This window comes from Catenuloplanes sp. NPDC051500, from assembly GCF_044454585.1.
Classification (GTDB): Bacteria; Actinomycetota; Actinomycetes; order Mycobacteriales; family Micromonosporaceae; genus Catenuloplanes.
This window is the reverse complement of sequence record NZ_JBITDX010000018.1, coordinates 144,946-160,474: the sequence shown is the minus strand read 5'-3', so window position 1 is coordinate 160,474 and position 15,529 is coordinate 144,946. Positions and strand designations below refer to the sequence as shown.

The window sequence follows — 15,529 nt, the reverse complement described above, 5'->3', positions numbered from 1 at the left end:
CTCTACTCGACGTATGGAGAACATTCTGCTCGAGCACACGGACATGCTCACAGTTTTCGGGACCGCGGTGCTGCGCGGCGACGACGACGAGCCGGTCACCACCGACCACCTGCTGGTCTCGCTGGCGTCCGCGACCGGAACGCGGGAGATCATGGACGCGGCGCAGCTGACCCGGACCGTGGTGTCGTCCGTGCGGCAGCGACGGCACGCGGAGTGGGTGAGCGACGACCGGGGCGGGCCGGTCGGCATCGTGATCGCCGAGGGCGGGACACCTGCCGACTTCAGCGTCGCCGCGGCCGAGGCGCTGCGCCGGGCCGCGCGGACCGCGGGCCCGGACGGCTGCGACTCCCGGGACGTGCTGCTCGCGATCCTCGACGACAGCGACTGCCGGGCCGCCGCGCTGCTCGCCGACTGCGCGGCGCCTGTCGCGGCGCTGCGGGAGAGCCTGCGGGACCGGCGGCCGCTGCGGATCGCCGACCCGGTCCCGCGCGAGCTGCACCGGGTGCGGGACATGATGATCGGCCGCACCCGGTACCCGCGCGTGCCGTTCTGGCGTAACCCGTTGCTGATGATCCTGGCGCCGGCCCGCGTCGACCTGGTCCCGCACCCGCTCGCCTGGCTGTCGCTGGAGACGCGCGAGCAGGCCCGGGAGCGCGGGCACCGGGACGCCACCACCGACGACGCGCTGCTCGCGCTGCTCGCGATGTACGAGACCGCCCGCCTCTACCCGCACCTCTACGCGCACGCCGCCGCCGCGTACGACGGCGTGACCGCGCTGGCCGAGGCCGGTGCGCGCTACGCCGACCTGCGCGCCCTGACCACGAATCTCGGCGCCGACCCCCGCCCGCTGCGCAAACTGATCCCGGCGCACCCCGGCGACACCCGTAACCTGGTGCGGCTGCTGACCGGCGACACCCGCGCCGGCCGCCTGCTGACCGCGGCCGGCATCGAGTTCACCGCGTCCTGATCCGCAGCAGCGGCCGGCCGTCGGCGCCCACGTCCACCTCCGCCTCGACCTGGTAGACGCGGCGGATGAGCGCCGGCGTGAGCACCTCGGCCGGCGTGCCGCACGCGATCAGCCGGCCCTCGTGCAGCAGCGCGATCCGGTCGCAGAACGCGGCGGCCAGGTCCAGGTCGTGCAGCGCCGCGACCACTGTGGCGCCGGCACCGCGCAGCCTGTGGAAGAGCGCGAGCCGATGCCTGATGTCCAGGTGGTTCGTCGGCTCGTCGAGCAGCAGCACGTCCGGCTCCTGAAGCAGCGCCCGCGCGATGTCCACCCGCTGCCGCTCCCCGCCGGACAGCCGCGCCCACCTGCGCTGCCCGATGCCCGGCAGACCGGCCCCGGCAAGCGCGGCCTCGGCCCTGCGGTGGTCGTCGGTGCCGGCCGCGGCAAGCGCCGGCCGATGCGGAATGCGCGCCAACAGCAACACCTCGAGAACAGACATGTCCACATCGGCGGGTACGTGCTGGGTGACGATCGCGATCCGCCGGGCCAGCGTGCGGCGGCTCAGCGTGGCGCGGTCCACGCCGTCCAGCAGCACGCTGCCGTGATCCGGGCGGCGCAGTCCGGCGAGCACGCGCAGCAGCGTCGACTTGCCGGAGCCGTTCGGGCCGAGCAGGCCGGTCAGCTGACCGGGCGGCGCGTCAAGCGTGACGTCGTCGAGAAGCAGCTTTCCTCGTACCCTCGCGGTGATTTTGTTGGCTCTGAGGCTCATCCGGCGGCTCCCCTGCGACGCAGCAGCACCGCGAAGGCGGGCACCCCGAGCAGCGCGGTGACCACGCCGACCGGCACCTCCTGCGGCGCGAAGACGGTGCGGGCCACGGTGTCGGCCCAGATCAGGAACGTCGCACCGACAAGCGCACAGACCGGCAGCAGCGTGCGGTGTCGCGAACCGGCCAGGGCCCGCGCCGCGTGCGGCACGGTCAGGCCGACGAAGCCGATCGCGCCTGACCCGGCCACCAGTGCGGCGGCAAGCACGGCCGTGACCGTGAACAGCAGCGCGCGCACCCGGGCCGGGGAGAAGCCCAGCGACTGCGCCACGTCAGTGCCGAACGTGAACGCGTCGAGCGCCGGCGCGGCCGCCCAGCAGCAGAGCAGCGCGACCGCGCCGACCGCCGCGCAGGTGGCCACCGACGTCCAGCTCGCCGCGGCAAGCGAGCCGAGCAGCCAGAACGTGATGCCCCTGGTGTTCTGCGCGGTCGCGTCCGACACCACGATCAGGCTTGTCGCGGCCGAGAACAGCTGGCCGGCCGCGACGCCGGCGAGCAGGATCCGGGCCGGCTCGGTCCAGCGCCGCCCGGCCAGCGCCAGCGCCACGGCGAACGCGGCCGCGCTGCCGAGGAACGCGCCTGCGGAGAGCGCGGCCGCGCCGGTCGCGAAACCGAACACAAGCACCGCGACCGCGCCGGTCGACGCCCCCGCGGAGATGCCCAGCAGATACGGGTCCGCGAGCGCGTTGCGGGTCAGCGCCTGCAGCACCGCACCGCAGACCGCCAGGCCGGCGCCGACCAGCCCGGCCAGCAGCACGCGCGGCAGGCGCAGATGCCAGACGATGCCGTCGGTCAGCGGATCCAGCGGCGTGACCGGCAGACCGGCGTGCCAGGCGAGCGCGCGCAGCACCTGCCCGACGGTCAGGTCCGCGGCGCCGGCGGCGATCGCGCCGGCCGCGCTGAGCAGCAGCACGGCCGGGAGGACCGCCATCACGATCGCGCGCCTCATCGGCGGGCGAACACCACGTAGTCGTCGAGGTACTGCCACACCGTGCCGGTCTCGGTGAAGCCCGCGGCCTCCAACGCGGCCAGGTGGAACGCGAGCGGCGCGAGCGGCTGCGGGGGCCGGCCGGCGAACCGTGCCGCCCGCTCCTCGACCAGTTCGGCCAGCTCGGGGCGGCGCGCGGCGGCGGCGTACCACTCGTCGTAGGTGAGCGCCTCCGCGGCGAACGCGGCGGCCTGGGTCCGGGCGTCGTGCCGCTCCGCGACCTCGCGCAGCGCCGGGTTGCCGGGGCCGTAGCGCAGGTGGTCCGCGTTGAGCAGCACGCCGCCGGGCCGCAACAGCCGGGCGGCGGTGGCGTAGACGGCGGACAGCTCGGTGGGGGAGAGCCAGTGCAGTGCGGTCGAGCTGAGGATCGCGTCGACGGGCGGCACCGCGTGCTCCCAGCCGGGCGCGGTGAGGTCCGCGTCGACAAGCGTGACCCGCTCGCCGAGCGCGCCCCCGGCCACCCGCAACAGGATCGGGTCGTAGTCGACCGCGACCACGCGCGCCTGCGGGAACGCGGTCAGCACCCGGTCCGAGATCGCGCCCGGCCCGCACGCCAGGTCAAGCACGGCCGGTGCGTCGCCGCAGGTCATCCGCAGCACGTCGAGCATCACATCGAAGCGCTGCTCGCGGTGGGCGATGTAGGCCTCCTGCTGACGGTCCCAGGACTCCAGCAGATCCCTCACGCGGTCAGCTCCGTCAGCCCGGCCGCGACCTGCTCCGCGGCGGTGATCGACCGGATCGACGGGTCCATCGACGACCCGGACACCGTGATGAACCGGCCGGCCTTGACCGCGGCCAGTTCCCTCGTCACCGGGTTGGTCCGCAGGAAGTCCATCTTGGACGCCGCGCTGTCGCCGTCGCCGCCGCGTGTCAGGTCGGCCAGCACGATCACGTCCGGGTCGCGCTGCGCGATCTCCTCCCAGCTGCCCGCGGGCCAGGCCGAGGTGGCGTCGCCGTAGGCGTTGCGGACGCCGAGGTGGGCGCCGATCGCGGCCGGGACGCCGTTACGCCCGGCGACATAGGGGGTGGTGGTGCCGGAGTAGTACCAGAGCAGGTCCGTGTCCGCGCTGCCCGTGCCGGCCGTGGCGGCGAGCCGTGCGCGCTGGTCCGCGACGATCTCGGCGCCCCGGCCGGCCACCCCGAAGATCCCGGCGATCTCGGTGACCTCGGCGAGGAGCCCGTCGAAGCCGGCGGCGGTCTCACCGGTGGCCGGGTCCTCGCAGGCGAAGCGGGACAGGTACGCCGGGACGCCGAGCGTCTGCAGGTCGGCGCGGGGCCCGGCGGCGTCCGGGGCGAAGCCGGACGTGAACGTCGAGTAGACGAAGTCCGGCTTCGCCGCCAGCACCGCCTCGCGGTTCGGATAGAGCCTGGCCAGCACGGGGACCGAGTCGTAGGCGGCGGTCAGCTCGGGCAGGACCGGGTCGGTCTGGTAGCTGGTGCCGATCATCCGGTCCGCGAGGCCGAGCGTCAGCAGGATCTCGGTGGCGTTCTGCTCGAGCGTGAGCGCGCGCTGCGGCGGTGCGGCGACGGTGAGCGGGAGGCCGCAGCTGGTGAGCGTGGCGGCAGCGTCCGTGCCGTTGTTCTCCGCGCACCCCGCGGTGACGCCGAGCGTCACCAGCAGAGCCGCGGATATGACAATCGTTTTCATGACGGCGAAGCTAGCACAGCCTCAAAGTTGACCGCGGAGGCGGCCTGACCCGTCCGCTCCCCGCCCCTACAGGTCCCTGCGCTGGAACGCGAGCGCCGCCAACCCCAGCACCAGCGCCACCCACACCGCCGCCCAGACCAGATACACCGGGGTGAGCGGCGCCGAGCTGAGGAACGGATGTCCCTCGAACGCCTCGCTGAAGCTGGTGATCAGCGACGGGTCCTGGAACGCGTTCATCGCGCCGCGCCACAACCCGTCCGTGGGCAGCAGCGCGTGCGCGACAGTCCCGATCCGGCGGATGCTGTCGTTGCCGAGCGCGGTCCCGAACCCGCCGATCACGCCCGCGATCCAGGTCGCGCCGAACAGCCCGACCGCCACGATCCCGGACGCCATCGGCGAGATCGCCGTGGATAGCAGCAGCCCCAGCGTGAGCAGCACGACCGCCTGCCCGGCGAGCAACGCCAGCCCGGTAAGCGGCGCCGGCGGCCAGTACCCGGTCGTCACGCGCGTGATCAGCAGCTGCGCGAACCCGGCCACCGCGACGAACCCGGTCCCGAACACGACAAGCCCCAACCACTTGCCCACCAACACGGAGGTACGCCGGACCGGCCGCGCCAGCATGGCCAGCGCGATGCCGGACTCGGTCTCGCCCGCGACAGTCGGCCCGGCCAGGAACGCGGTGCCGAGCGCCGCGATCAGGCTCAGCCCGAACATCACCAGGTTGAGCACAAGCGCCGCCACCAGCCGGGCCTCACCGCTGGTCAGCCCGCCGAACTCGGCGTCGATCCGGGAGAACCCCCAGGCGCTGAGCCCGAGCAGCAGCACGGTAAGCACCGCGAGCGAGCGCAGCACCCGCCGCCGGGCCGCCTCCCGCAACGTCAACGCCGCGATCGTCAGAACTGTGGTCATCGGCTCTCCCGCAGAATCGTGAGCAGGCGGTCTTCCAGACTGATCCGGCCGGGCTCGACCGCATGCACGCGCACACCCAGACCCACAAGATCAGAAATCAGCGTGGGTACGTCGTCGGGAAGCGCGATCGTCCACCATTCGCCGTCACGGACGCTGCCGTAGATGCCGTCGCGGACGCCGTTGTGGACGCCGCCGTGGATGTCGTCGCGGATGCCGCCGTGGACGCCGTCGCGGACGCTGTCATGGATGCCACCGTGGACGCCGTCGTGGACGCCGTCGTGGACGCCGCCGTGGACGCCGTCGCGGATGCCGTCACGGACGCCGTCGTGGACGCCGCCGTGGACGCCGTCGCGGATGCCGTCACGGACGCCGCCGTGGACGCCGTCGCGGACGCTGTCACGGATGCCATCGTGGATGCCGTCGCGGATGCCGTCGCGGACGCCGTTACCGAGCCTCTTCGAAGCCTCCGGGCCGACGCCGTCGAGGTGCAACCGCAGCTCACGGCCTCCGAGCAGTTCGCCGAGCGTGCCGGACGCCGCGACCCGCCCCCGGTCCAGGATGACCACCCGGTCACAGACGCGCTCCACCTCGCCGATCAGGTGCGAGTTGAGCAGCACCGCGACCCCGCGCTCCTTGAGCGACAGCACCAGGTCCCGCACATCCGCGCGCCCGATCGGGTCGAGCGCGCTTGTCGGCTCGTCAAGCACCACGAACTCGGGCCGTGCCGCAAGCGCGACCGCCAGCCCGAGACGCTGCTGCATCCCCTTGGAGAAGCCGCCGACCCGGTCCTGGGCGCGGTCCGCGAGCCCCACCGAGGCCAGCACCTCGTGCTGCGGCGGCACGCCGGCGAGCCGCGCGTGAAGCGTCAGCACCTCAGCCGCGGTCAGCCACGGCTGGTAGCGGAACAACTCGGGCAGATAGCCGACCCGGGCCCGCGCGCGTGGATCGCGGGCCGGACGGCCAAGCAGCATCGTCTCCCCGGCATCCGGCCGCACCAGTCCGAGCAACATCTTGATCACCGTGGTCTTCCCGGCCCCGTTCGGCCCGAGCAGGCCCACCACCTCCCCGCGCCCCACCGTGAACGACACCCCGTCCACCGCGACCCGCCGCCGATACCGCTTCCGCAGCCCGTCGACCCAGGCGGCCGGGCCGGCCTCGTCCACCGGTCGCGCATTCACCGACTCGGCGCTTGCCGGTCTGGCGCTTGCCGGTGCGGCGCCGGTCGGGTCGGGGTTCATCGGAGGTCCCGGGCCACGGTCAGGACCTCGTCGGCGGTGAGAGAGCCGGCGACGGCGGTGATCACGCCGTCGCTCACCCAGACCACCGCCGCGAGCACGCCGTCGCGGGACGTCAGCACCGTGGCGGGCGCGCTGTTGACCTCGGCGGGTGCGCTCGTCAGCTTTTCGTCCATGACGTGCAGCGGGAGCGTGGTGCCGTCGCCGGTGAACTGCCGCAGCCGGGACGCCACGTCCTCGGGCAGGCCGGAGAGCGACAGCAGGTAGTCGCGGGCGGTCGCGAAATCCACCCCGGAGTCGGCGTAGGCGGCGGGCGCGACGACCCGGCCGACGATCAACGCGGGCACGCCCCGCTCCTCGGCCCACACGGCCGCGACGCCGGGCCCGGCGGTCAGGCGGAAGCGGCTGCCGTCCAGGCCGGGCGGTGGCGTCGGCCCGGCGGTCCGGTCCGCGTCGAACGTGAACACGACAGCGGCCCGGTCCCCGGCCTGGTAGACCGGCTTGCCTGTCACACCGCGGGGGAGCGCGGCTACCCGGGGCACGGCAAGTCCGGTCGCGTCCTGCGCGTCCTGCGCACCGGCCACCTCGCGGACGTGCGGTGCCTCGACCACCTCGACGTCGCCGTAGGCGGACAGGTCGGGCAGCGCGAGCAGATCCGCCTGGCTGATCGTGATCGGCGCGATCTCCTCGGTGTGGAACACGCGCAGCCAGTCGGTCGCGATCGCGGCGGTGGCGCCGGTCAGCAGGGCGACCACGGCGGCCACCGCGACCAGGGATCCGCGACGCGTGGCTCGCCACCGCGTTGCGGAACGCCACCGCGTCGCGGTCCTCCAGCGCGACGCGGTCCGCCACCCCGGTCCGACCGGCGTCTGTGCGGCCCCGGCCAGGGTGTCCGCGGACGACGCCGGGCGCGACAACGTTTCCGGGTCGTCCGCCGACGCCGGGAGCGAGGCGAATTCCGGCCGTGCGGCCTCCGCCGAGAGTGCGGTCTGCGCCGAGTGTGCGGTCTGCGCCGAGTGTGCGGTCTGCGCTGACGCCCTGGTCTGCGCTGACGCCCTGGTCTGCGCTGACGTGAGGGTCTGTGCCGATGCGCTGGGCTGTGCCGGAGTCGGGACCTGTGACGGGAGTTCGGCCGACAGGCGCCGCCAGCCCGCGTCGACGTCCGGGGTGACCTCGATGCGTAGCGCTCCGCCGATCATCGAGGCTTCCTCCCGTACCGTGGAAAGCTCTTGATTGCATTGTGGACAGTGCGCGATGTGGGCGCGGTCCGCGTCGGTGACCGCGAACGGCTCGTCCACGAGCCGGCGCAGCGTGCCGTCAGAGGGGTGACGCATGACGGATCAACTCCTCGCGTAGGGCGGATTCGGCGCGTCGGACTGTGGTGCCGACGCTTGCGGGAGAGATGTCGAGCGCGGCGGCCACCTCGGCGTAGCTGAGCCCGCTGTGCCGCAGTACCAGCGCGGTCGCCTGCCGTCGCGGCAGCCGGCCCAGCGCCTCCCGCACCCGGCGGCGCTCCTCCAGCCCGACCACCGTGTCCGCTACATCCGGCACGTCGACGTGCTGCTCACCGGCCTCGCGGGCGACCCGCCGCCGGTCCGCGCGCAGGTGGTTCAGCGCGGTGTGCGCCGCCGCGACCGCAAGCCAGCCGGGCGCCTCCGGCCCAGGGACGGCGGACCGCCCGAACGACAGGAACACCTCCTGCGCCACGTCCTCCGCCGCTTCCCTGCCACCGAGCACGCGGGCCGCGATCGCCACGACCCTCGGATAGGCGGCCCGGAAGATCTGCTCCAGGTCGGTCCTCACGACATCCTCCACACCTGTTGAGCACCACCGCCCCTGGATCTGTGACAGGGGCTCTACGCTGCTGTTATAGGTGTGGAAGTGGGGTTTCAGGGCGCAGGTGCGCGGGATCTGCCAGGGACCTTCACACGTCCGTCACACGCCGTGCCGCGATCAGGTGGCAGGCCGCGGTGAACCGCACCCGGTCGCCGTGCACGAACCCGTCGAAGGCCGGGCGCACCGCGGCCACCACCTCGGGCGTCTTCTCCGGCTCCGCGGCCAGCGCCAAGCCGACCGGCCCCAGCCGGGTGACGTAGCCGGCCGACTCGCGCCGCCGGCTGACTGACCGGTCAGCGACGCTGCCAGGCGGCCGCGCTGGCGGCGTAGACGGCGCGGCGGGCGCGGTTGAGGTTGCCGAGCGGGCGGAAGTCCGCGGGGGCGTGCCATGGGCTGAACGCGAGGCCGTCGACGTGGGCGCGAACGGCGTCGTCGGGGTCCTGGCGGGGGATGGTGAGCGTGGCGACCGGGGTCCAGGGGGAGGCCCACTCGACGGCGCCGTCCTCGATCGGGGTCGCCGTCTCGGAGATGAACGGCTGGACGTGAAGCGCGAAGCGGACCGGCGCCTGTGCCAGGCGGGCGTGGAAGTCGAGCCGCAGCCGGTCCGGGTCGTCGGCGGGCACGCCGGCCGGTGGTGCGGCGGGGTCGAGCGGACTCAGCCGGAAACGCACCGGGGAGTCGCCCCACAGCACGGCACCCCGGCTCCAGTACGACTCCAGCGCCAGGCTCTCGCTGCGACGGCTGGCCTTCCGGAGGTTGCCGAGGATCCGCAACGTCTCGGCTGGGCCGAACGCGGCGAGCATGCGCGGCAGGGCCAGCAGCCGAGGGCCGGCGCCGATCTCGGCCACCGTCACGAACTGCGCCGCGTCCCGGACGTGCGAGACCGGATAGCTGGTTGCCAGCAGGTCGTGCTCGCCGCCGTCCGGCAGCGTGATCTTCAACGCGGCCCCGCGCAGGTCGGCGGCGGTGTCCGGGCGGGCGACACCTGAGGCGTTGGACAACCGGACCGTGGTGGGCAGCCGTGCCCCGGGCGTGAACGCGCCGGCCCGCAGCGCGGCGGGCAGATCTCCGGCGACCTCAAGCGTGGCTCCGACCAGCCCGGCCACGGTCTTGGCGTGAAGCGTGCGGTGCGCGACTGACGAACCGGCGGTCCGCGCGTGGGCCGTCTGCACTGCAAGCATGCGCCGCGCGTACCCCTCGAACTGCCGTTCCTCGGCCTCCGCGGAGCCGCCGCCGTAGATCTCACGCCACGTGGTCATGGCTGCCGATCATGCAGGATCCGGCCGCCCGGCGACCGCCCGGGGGTGAGGCCGTCGATCAACGCGTCCAGTTGCGCCGTTTTCGGCTGGTGACCGAGCGAGGCGTGGATGTCGCGGGCCTCGCGCCAGGCGTCGAGCGCGGCGTCCGGGTCGATCGGGGCCTGGGCCTCGCCGAGCGTGCGCAGCGTGTCGGCGAGGAAGGCGCCCCAGCCGCGCTGCCGCCACAGGCGCACGGACGCGGAGAGGTGGGCGATCGCGCGGCGGTGGTCGCCGTCCGCGAGTTCGACGGCGCCGAGCACGCCGAGCGCGTCCGCGGTGTGGTGCGGGAGGTTGTACTCGCGGGCGATTGTCAGCGCCTCGGTGGCGTAGCCGCGGGCGGCCGGCGCGGGCAGGTACGCGCGGGCCAGCGTGAGCAGCGTGAGGACCTCGGCGTACCGGTCCTGGTAGCGGCGGAGTACGCGCAGCGACTCGTCCAGCGCGGTGATCGCGAGGTCCGGCCGGCCGGCGCGGGTGTGGAGGACGCCGAGGAACTGCAGGACTGTGGCTACGTACCGCTGATTGCCGAGTTCGCGGGCGATGCGGAGCGCGGTAACCAGGTGGTTCTCCGCGGCCTCCAGCCGCAGCGACTCACCGTGCACGATCGCGCTTGCCACGTGCGCGCGGGCCTGGCCGCCGAGATGGTCGTGCTCCTCGGCGAGCCGGATCGCGCGGGACGCGTGCGCGGCCGCCTCCGCGTAGGAGCCCCTCGCGGCCAGCGCCCAGGCGATCATCACGGCGGCGTCGGACCTGCCGGGGCCGTGGCCGGCCTGGGCGAAGAGCGCGTCGGTCTGCTCCGCGTCCGCGAGCAGCCGGTCCATGGCCGCACCGGGGTGGTCTGCCTCGTGCCAGGCCGCGAGTTCGGAGATGCCGCGCAGCATGACGGCCTCGCCGAGCCGGTGCCCGGCCGCGCGGCAGGCCGCGAGCACGTAGTCGTTCGTGGACCGCCAGTCGATGTAGACGCCGCGGATGTCGAAGTACTTCTCCATGCAGCCGGCCAGGTCGAACGCGGCCTCTACCTGGCCTGTGTCGCAGGCGTGCCGTACCACGGCGAGCAGCGGCGTACGCTCGGCCGCGAACCAGTCGATCGGGTCGACGTCGTCCAGCCCGGCCACCGGGACCAGCGGGAACGTGCCGTGGATGGCGGCGTAGCAGGGGCCGGGGACGAGCGTGGCCATCCGCCGGGCGAGCCACAGGTACGCGCCGAAGCCGGCCCGCAGCACGTCCGGGACCGGATCCTCCTCGGCAGCACGTTCGCGCAGGTAGAGCCGGACCAGGTCGTGGAAGTGGTAGCGGCCGACCCCGGTCCGGTCCGTGCCCGCGTCGAGCAGCAGGTGCGCGTCGACGAGCCGTTCCAGCAGGTCCTCGGCCTCGGCCACCGGCACGGACAGGACCGCCGCGGCCAGCCAGGACGGGAAGTCCGGGAGCGTGAACAGGCTGAGCCGGCGGGCGAGGCGGCGGCCGTCCTCGCCGATCGCCCGGTAGCTGGACGCGATCGACGTGCGTACCGCGAGGTCACCGGCGACCAGGTGGTCGAGGCGGCGTTGCTCGTCGCGCAGCGCGGTGGCGAGACGGGCCATCGGCCAGGCCGGGCGGGAGCGCAGGCGGGCGCCGGCGATCCGGACCGCGAGCGGCAGCCGCCCGCAGAGGCTCAGGATGGTGGCGCTCTCCGCGGGCTCCCGGGCGACCCGCTGCGGCGCCGCGATCAGGCCGAGCAGCGACTCGGCGTCGGAGTCGGAGAAGACGCCGAGCTGGACGCGGCGTGCGCCCTCCAGCCCGTCCAGGGCCGCGCGGCTGGTGACCAGCACGGAGCAGGAGCCGTCGCCGGGCAGCAGCGGCCGGATCTGCGCCTCGTCCGCGGCGTCGTCGAGCAGGACGAGCACGCGGCGGCCGGCCATCCGGGACCGGTACGCGTCCGCCCGCTCGGTCAGGTCGATCGGGATCGCGCGCTCGTCCACGCCGAGCGCGCGCAGGAACCGGGCCAGCACATCGCCCGGCTCGGCCGGTTGCGGCTCGGTGCCGCGCAACGTCGCGTAGAGCTGCCCGCCCGGATAGTCAGCACGCGCCCGGTGGGCCGCGTGCACCGCGAGCGTGCTCTTGCCGACGCCGCCCATCCCGGTGATCGTGACGACCGGCAGTGGCCGCCCGGCCGGCGTGAGCGCGTCCCGCAGCTGTCGCACCTCGCCGGACCGGCCGGTGAAGTCCACGATGTCCGGTGGCAGCAGCGCCGGCGCGTCCGCGCCCTCCTCCTCGCGCAGGATGGTCCGCTCCGCGTCGACGAACGCCTGCCCCGGTTCCAGACCGTGCTCGTCGGCGAGGAACCGGCGCAGTTGACGGCCGGCCGCGAGCGCGTCCGCCCGGCGTCCGCACCTGTGCAGCGCAAGCATCAGCGTCACCCACAGCCGTTCCCTGGTCGGCTCGTCCGCGGCGGCCCGGACCAGCTCCGGCACGATCTCGCGGTGCCGGCCGAGATCCAGCTCCGCCTCGTAGAGGTCCTCGTAGGCCGCGAGCCGTTCCTCGCCCAGCTGCAGGCGGGCGGTGTCCACGTAGGCGCCGGCCGCGTCCGCGAGCGCCGGGCCGTGCCACAGCGCCAGCGCGTCGCGCAGCAGCGGCACCCGGTCGGCCGCGGCCGCGCCCCGGGACCTGGCGGTCAGCGCGGTGAAGCGCAGGTAGTCCAGCTCGTCCGGGCCGGCGTGCAGCGCGTAACCGCCGGCGCGCGTGGTGAGCTGCAGCGCGCCGCCACCGGTGCGGCGGATCGTGGAGATGTCGGCCTGCAACTGGGCGCGGGCGGTGGTGGGCGCGGCACCGCCCCACATCGCCTCGGTGAGCGCCGCCACCGTGACCACCCGGCCCGCGTTGAGCAGCAGATATCCGAGCACGGCCCGGTGCCGGGGACGCGGCAGGCCGGCTTGCGTGTCGCCGAGCCACAGCTCCACGCCGCCCAGGATCCGGAACCGGAGGTGTGAGACTGGCATTGAGCACACACTATCGCCAGCGCGCCGCCCGGTCCCCCGTTCCGGGCGGCGTCGTCTGGAACGCAACCGATGCGGTAACGCCCCGTGTCACACCGGACCGGTTGTCCCCCGATCGTCGGTCACGACGTTGATACGAACGCTATATGCGTCAGCGCATCAGGTTGTGGCGCCGGTGGGTGAGCTTCTCCACGAGCGCGGCCGGGGCGAGCCGGCGCGCGGCGAACACGAGCGGGGCGTTGCTGCCCACGGCGTACCGTGGCCGCGGTTTCCGGTCCTGGACGGCCTTGAGGATCGTGGCCGCGACGCGCTCCGGTGAGGTGCCGGCCCGCTCGTTGCGGTCGAGCGCGGCGAGCATGGTGTCGAAGTCGCGGCGGTGCGGCGAGTCCGGGGCGACGAACGCGGTCCGGCGCTCGTTGATGCCGGTCGCGATCGAGCCGGGCTCCACAGTGGTCAGCCATACGCCGAACGGGGAGAACTCGTGCCGTGCCGCGGTGCTGAACCCCTTGATCGCCGCCTTGGACGCGACGTAGCCGGACCGGTAGGCAATCGGGAACGAGGCCAGCATGGATCCGACCATCACCACCCGGCCGTGGCCGCGCTCCCGCATGCCCGGCAGCGCCAGCTGCGCGAGCCGCACCGGCCCGAAGACGTTGATCTCGAACAGCCGCCGCATCCAGTCGCCCGGCAGCTCCTCGAACGGTGCGGACTGGCTCTCGCCCGCGTTGTTGACAAGCACGTCCACGGTCTTGAGCAGCGGGGCCAGCGCCTCGATGTCGCCGGGATCCGTGAGATCCAGCTTGACCGTCTCGACACCGCCGAGGTGCGCCTCCGACGGGTTACGGCTGGTGCCGATCACCCGGTAGCCGCGCGCGACCAGCAGCTCCGCTGTCGCTCTGCCGATGCCTGAGGATGTTCCGGTGACCAGCGCGGTGCGGCTCATCGCAGCACCATAGCTGTCAGCCCGCGGAGGCGCTCTCGTAGCGCAGCATCGTGTCCACCACCATCCGCCTCTCCGCCGCACTCAGCGGCGCCAGCGCGGCCCGCCAGGCCCGCCCGCCCGCCGCCAGCCACGCGGTGATGTCCTGCCGGTGCGCGTCGCTGATGTCGACGATCCGCCGCCGCCGGTCCGCCTCGTCCTCGCGCCGGTCAAGCACACCCTTCCGGCTCAGGTCGCCGACGAGCAGGCTCACTGTGGTAGGTGCGAGGCCGAGCGACCCGGCCAGCTCGGACACGGTCTGCGGCCCGTCCAGCAGCAGCATCGACAGCAGCGACAGGTGCCGCGGGGCGAGCTCCAGCTCCCGCAGCGCGTCCGGCACCGCGATGCGCTTGATCCGGCCGATGATGCGCGGCATCACCAGCAGCAATTCGCGGACCTCGTCGTCCGTTGACATCGGACACCCCTCGTAATATCTTTGTTTGCAAAGCTGATTTGGTCTCAAAGGGGATTCTAGTGCCTCATCTCAGCGTCGACGTGCCCGAGTCCGACCTGGCCGGACGTGAGAGCGCGCTCATCGCCCGGCTGACCGATGCGGTCGTCGATGTCTACGGCCCCCGGGCCCGGGAGGTTGCGGTCGTGCGGCTCAACGGCGTTCCGGCCGGCCGGTGGGGGATCGGTGGCATTCCCGCGGCGTCACCGTCGCCGGCCGTCACGTTCGGCATCAAGGAAGCTGCGTTTGCACGGCCTGACGTGATCGCCGCCCTCGCGGCCGGCGTTACCGAGGCGATCGCCGGCGTCCTTGGCGACCATGTCCGTGACGGCGTCACCATCGACTTCGTCGGCACCCGTGACGACCGCACTGCCACCGGCGGAAAGATGTCTGCGGCAGCTCTTCCTGCGTCCGGACCGGATGCTGCCGGCGGTGCGTGAGCTGGCCCGGAAACGACCTTTCCGCGTCCGGGGCCTGTGAGCTGGCCCCCAAGGCTTGATCTTCCCGCTCCGGCGGTGGTTCGGCCTGTACGCGCCCGACTCTGTTGCCTATTCGCGGGGTGAGGGGCGGGCGTTATACGCCTGAAATTTCATGACTTACTGACCGTCTGCCGCAGGTCCGGGATCGGGTGCTGTGACGTCGGGGGCCGTGCGTACCGAGGTCTTGTCATGTGCCGGCTCTTCGCACGACGAAACGCATCTCGTCGACGGTGGCCTGCCTGGACGTTTCTGTCTGTTTGGTTGGGGGGTGCCTCCGGCGGCCCTCCGGGGGGAGCGCTCCGGCTCCGGGGCAACCGGAAGCGCATGTCAGCTTCGCTGCTAAAGCCTGTCGGTGGCTGGGTTTCGTGTGGCCTGTCTGCCCCGTCTGCCATCGACCCGGGCAGAGCCGAGCAGATCATCGGCAGGGCCGCCAGGCTGGGTGGTGATGGCGCCGGCTTGGTTGTTCCTCACGAGTCTGCTGGTCGCCCTTGGGTTCGCCGGGCTGCGGCCGCGTGGGTGGGCGCGTGCCTCTGGTCGCGCCTGGTGGTGTCGGTATCTGTCCGTTGGTGGCGGCCCTGCCGATGATCTGCTCCCCGTGGGGCGGGTCGATGGCAGGCGGGGCAGCCAGGCGGTCACCTTTGTGTGCTGCGCACGCGACACAAGATCAAAGGCGGGGCGGGGCGGGGAGGGGCGGGGGCGGCGCAGGGCCGGGCAGCGCGGCGGGGATATGGGTGGAATGCGGAGAAGTGGCGAGGGTGGCGGGCGTCAGGTGAGGCATGAGCACGCTATTCGTCGCGAATGACGTGTACATGCCTCACCTGGCCGTTGATCTATCGGCCGTTGGTGATTGATGGCAGCGGCAAGGCGTCTGTTGCGGGAGATTTTTCCCGATATTTCTGGCAGACGCTGGGTGGGACAAGCGGCAACTGAGTCGCCCGGATCTGGGCAATAGAGTCGCTCCGGATTC

General features: G+C 73.2%; 15 protein-coding genes. 2 read left to right on the top strand and 13 right to left on the bottom strand.

Going from position 1 to position 15,529, the window contains the following annotated elements:
* Positions 1-13: 13 nt before the first annotated feature.
* Positions 14-967 (top strand): Clp protease N-terminal domain-containing protein, encoded by a 954-nt coding sequence (locus ACIA8K_RS30430; protein WP_396065406.1) that lies wholly within the window; start codon positions 14-16, stop codon positions 965-967.
* Here the strand turns inward: ACIA8K_RS30430 and ACIA8K_RS30425 are convergent.
* The 13 genes from ACIA8K_RS30425 to ACIA8K_RS30365 all read right to left on the bottom strand — a co-directional run bounded on the left by ACIA8K_RS30425 (position 954) and on the right by ACIA8K_RS30365 (position 14,047).
* Positions 954-1,715, bottom strand: coding sequence for an ABC transporter ATP-binding protein (locus tag ACIA8K_RS30425; RefSeq protein WP_396065404.1), 762 nt, complete (start codon positions 1,713-1,715; stop codon positions 954-956). The genes ACIA8K_RS30430 and ACIA8K_RS30425 overlap by 14 nt on opposite strands.
* Entirely contained in the window at positions 1,712-2,719 is a 1,008-nt protein-coding gene (locus tag ACIA8K_RS30420; protein ID WP_396065402.1) for a FecCD family ABC transporter permease, read from the bottom strand. Before ACIA8K_RS30420 ends, ACIA8K_RS30425 begins: the two co-directional genes overlap by 4 nt.
* On the bottom strand, positions 2,716-3,441 hold the full coding sequence (locus ACIA8K_RS30415) for a class I SAM-dependent methyltransferase (protein WP_396065400.1): 726 nt from the start codon (positions 3,439-3,441) through the stop codon (positions 2,716-2,718). Before ACIA8K_RS30415 ends, ACIA8K_RS30420 begins: the two co-directional genes overlap by 4 nt.
* Positions 3,438-4,406 carry an ABC transporter substrate-binding protein gene (locus ACIA8K_RS30410; protein ID WP_396065398.1) on the bottom strand — a complete coding sequence of 323 codons (969 nt, stop codon included), beginning with the start codon at positions 4,404-4,406 and terminating at the stop codon, positions 3,438-3,440. Before ACIA8K_RS30410 ends, ACIA8K_RS30415 begins: the two co-directional genes overlap by 4 nt.
* Before the next feature lie 66 nt (positions 4,407-4,472).
* Complete coding sequence (locus ACIA8K_RS30405; protein ID WP_396065396.1) at positions 4,473-5,315, bottom strand: ABC transporter permease; 843 nt, start codon at positions 5,313-5,315, stop codon at positions 4,473-4,475.
* Positions 5,312-6,553 carry an ATP-binding cassette domain-containing protein gene (locus tag ACIA8K_RS30400; protein ID WP_396065394.1) on the bottom strand — a complete coding sequence of 414 codons (1,242 nt, stop codon included), beginning with the start codon at positions 6,551-6,553 and terminating at the stop codon, positions 5,312-5,314. The genes ACIA8K_RS30405 and ACIA8K_RS30400 overlap by 4 nt, the downstream gene beginning before the upstream one ends.
* Positions 6,550-7,884 carry a hypothetical protein gene (locus tag ACIA8K_RS30395; RefSeq protein WP_396065392.1) on the bottom strand — a complete coding sequence of 445 codons (1,335 nt, stop codon included), beginning with the start codon at positions 7,882-7,884 and terminating at the stop codon, positions 6,550-6,552. Before ACIA8K_RS30395 ends, ACIA8K_RS30400 begins: the two co-directional genes overlap by 4 nt.
* On the bottom strand, positions 7,868-8,353 hold the full coding sequence (locus tag ACIA8K_RS30390) for a sigma-70 family RNA polymerase sigma factor (RefSeq protein ID WP_396065390.1): 486 nt from the start codon (positions 8,351-8,353) through the stop codon (positions 7,868-7,870). Before ACIA8K_RS30390 ends, ACIA8K_RS30395 begins: the two co-directional genes overlap by 17 nt.
* A 121-nt stretch (positions 8,354-8,474) precedes the next feature.
* Positions 8,475-8,618 carry a hypothetical protein gene (locus ACIA8K_RS30385; RefSeq protein ID WP_396065388.1) on the bottom strand — a complete coding sequence of 48 codons (144 nt, stop codon included), beginning with the start codon at positions 8,616-8,618 and terminating at the stop codon, positions 8,475-8,477.
* 61 nt (positions 8,619-8,679) lie between these two features.
* Positions 8,680-9,645 carry a catalase gene (locus tag ACIA8K_RS30380; RefSeq protein ID WP_396065386.1) on the bottom strand — a complete coding sequence of 322 codons (966 nt, stop codon included), beginning with the start codon at positions 9,643-9,645 and terminating at the stop codon, positions 8,680-8,682.
* Positions 9,642-12,656, bottom strand: a complete 3,015-nt coding sequence (locus tag ACIA8K_RS30375) for a BTAD domain-containing putative transcriptional regulator (RefSeq protein ID WP_396065384.1) — start codon at positions 12,654-12,656, stop codon at positions 9,642-9,644. The genes ACIA8K_RS30380 and ACIA8K_RS30375 overlap by 4 nt, the downstream gene beginning before the upstream one ends.
* A 148-nt stretch (positions 12,657-12,804) precedes the next feature.
* Positions 12,805-13,596, bottom strand: coding sequence for an SDR family oxidoreductase (locus tag ACIA8K_RS30370; RefSeq protein ID WP_396065382.1), 792 nt, complete (start codon positions 13,594-13,596; stop codon positions 12,805-12,807).
* 16 nt (positions 13,597-13,612) lie between these two features.
* Positions 13,613-14,047: a MarR family transcriptional regulator gene (locus ACIA8K_RS30365; protein WP_396065380.1), complete on the bottom strand. Its 435-nt coding sequence runs from the start codon at positions 14,045-14,047 to the stop codon at positions 13,613-13,615.
* A 59-nt stretch (positions 14,048-14,106) separates the two neighbouring features.
* On the opposite strand from ACIA8K_RS30365, the gene ACIA8K_RS30360 reads away from it, so the two are divergent.
* Positions 14,107-14,523: a tautomerase family protein gene (locus ACIA8K_RS30360; protein ID WP_396065378.1), complete on the top strand. Its 417-nt coding sequence runs from the start codon at positions 14,107-14,109 to the stop codon at positions 14,521-14,523.
* Positions 14,524-15,529: the final 1,006 nt, after the last annotated feature.

Excerpts from the sequence above, each read along its gene's own strand:
- ACIA8K_RS30395 (WP_396065392.1), bottom strand. The coding sequence starts at position 7,884 with ATGCGTCACCCCTCTGACGGCACGCTGCGCCGGCTCGTGGACGAGCCG.
- ACIA8K_RS30405 (WP_396065396.1), bottom strand. The coding sequence starts at position 5,315 with ATGACCACAGTTCTGACGATCGCGGCGTTGACGTTGCGGGAGGCGGCC.
- ACIA8K_RS30430 (WP_396065406.1), top strand. The coding sequence starts at position 14 with ATGGAGAACATTCTGCTCGAGCACACGGACATGCTCACAGTTTTCGGG.
- ACIA8K_RS30375 (WP_396065384.1), bottom strand. The coding sequence starts at position 12,656 with ATGCCAGTCTCACACCTCCGGTTCCGGATCCTGGGCGGCGTGGAGCTG.
- ACIA8K_RS30365 (WP_396065380.1), bottom strand. The coding sequence starts at position 14,047 with ATGTCAACGGACGACGAGGTCCGCGAATTGCTGCTGGTGATGCCGCGC.
- ACIA8K_RS30380 (WP_396065386.1), bottom strand. The coding sequence starts at position 9,645 with ATGACCACGTGGCGTGAGATCTACGGCGGCGGCTCCGCGGAGGCCGAG.
- ACIA8K_RS30400 (WP_396065394.1), bottom strand. The coding sequence starts at position 6,553 with ATGAACCCCGACCCGACCGGCGCCGCACCGGCAAGCGCCAGACCGGCA.
- ACIA8K_RS30425 (WP_396065404.1), bottom strand. The coding sequence starts at position 1,715 with ATGAGCCTCAGAGCCAACAAAATCACCGCGAGGGTACGAGGAAAGCTG.
- ACIA8K_RS30410 (WP_396065398.1), bottom strand. The coding sequence starts at position 4,406 with ATGAAAACGATTGTCATATCCGCGGCTCTGCTGGTGACGCTCGGCGTC.
- ACIA8K_RS30420 (WP_396065402.1), bottom strand. The coding sequence starts at position 2,719 with ATGAGGCGCGCGATCGTGATGGCGGTCCTCCCGGCCGTGCTGCTGCTC.
- ACIA8K_RS30370 (WP_396065382.1), bottom strand. The coding sequence starts at position 13,596 with ATGAGCCGCACCGCGCTGGTCACCGGAACATCCTCAGGCATCGGCAGA.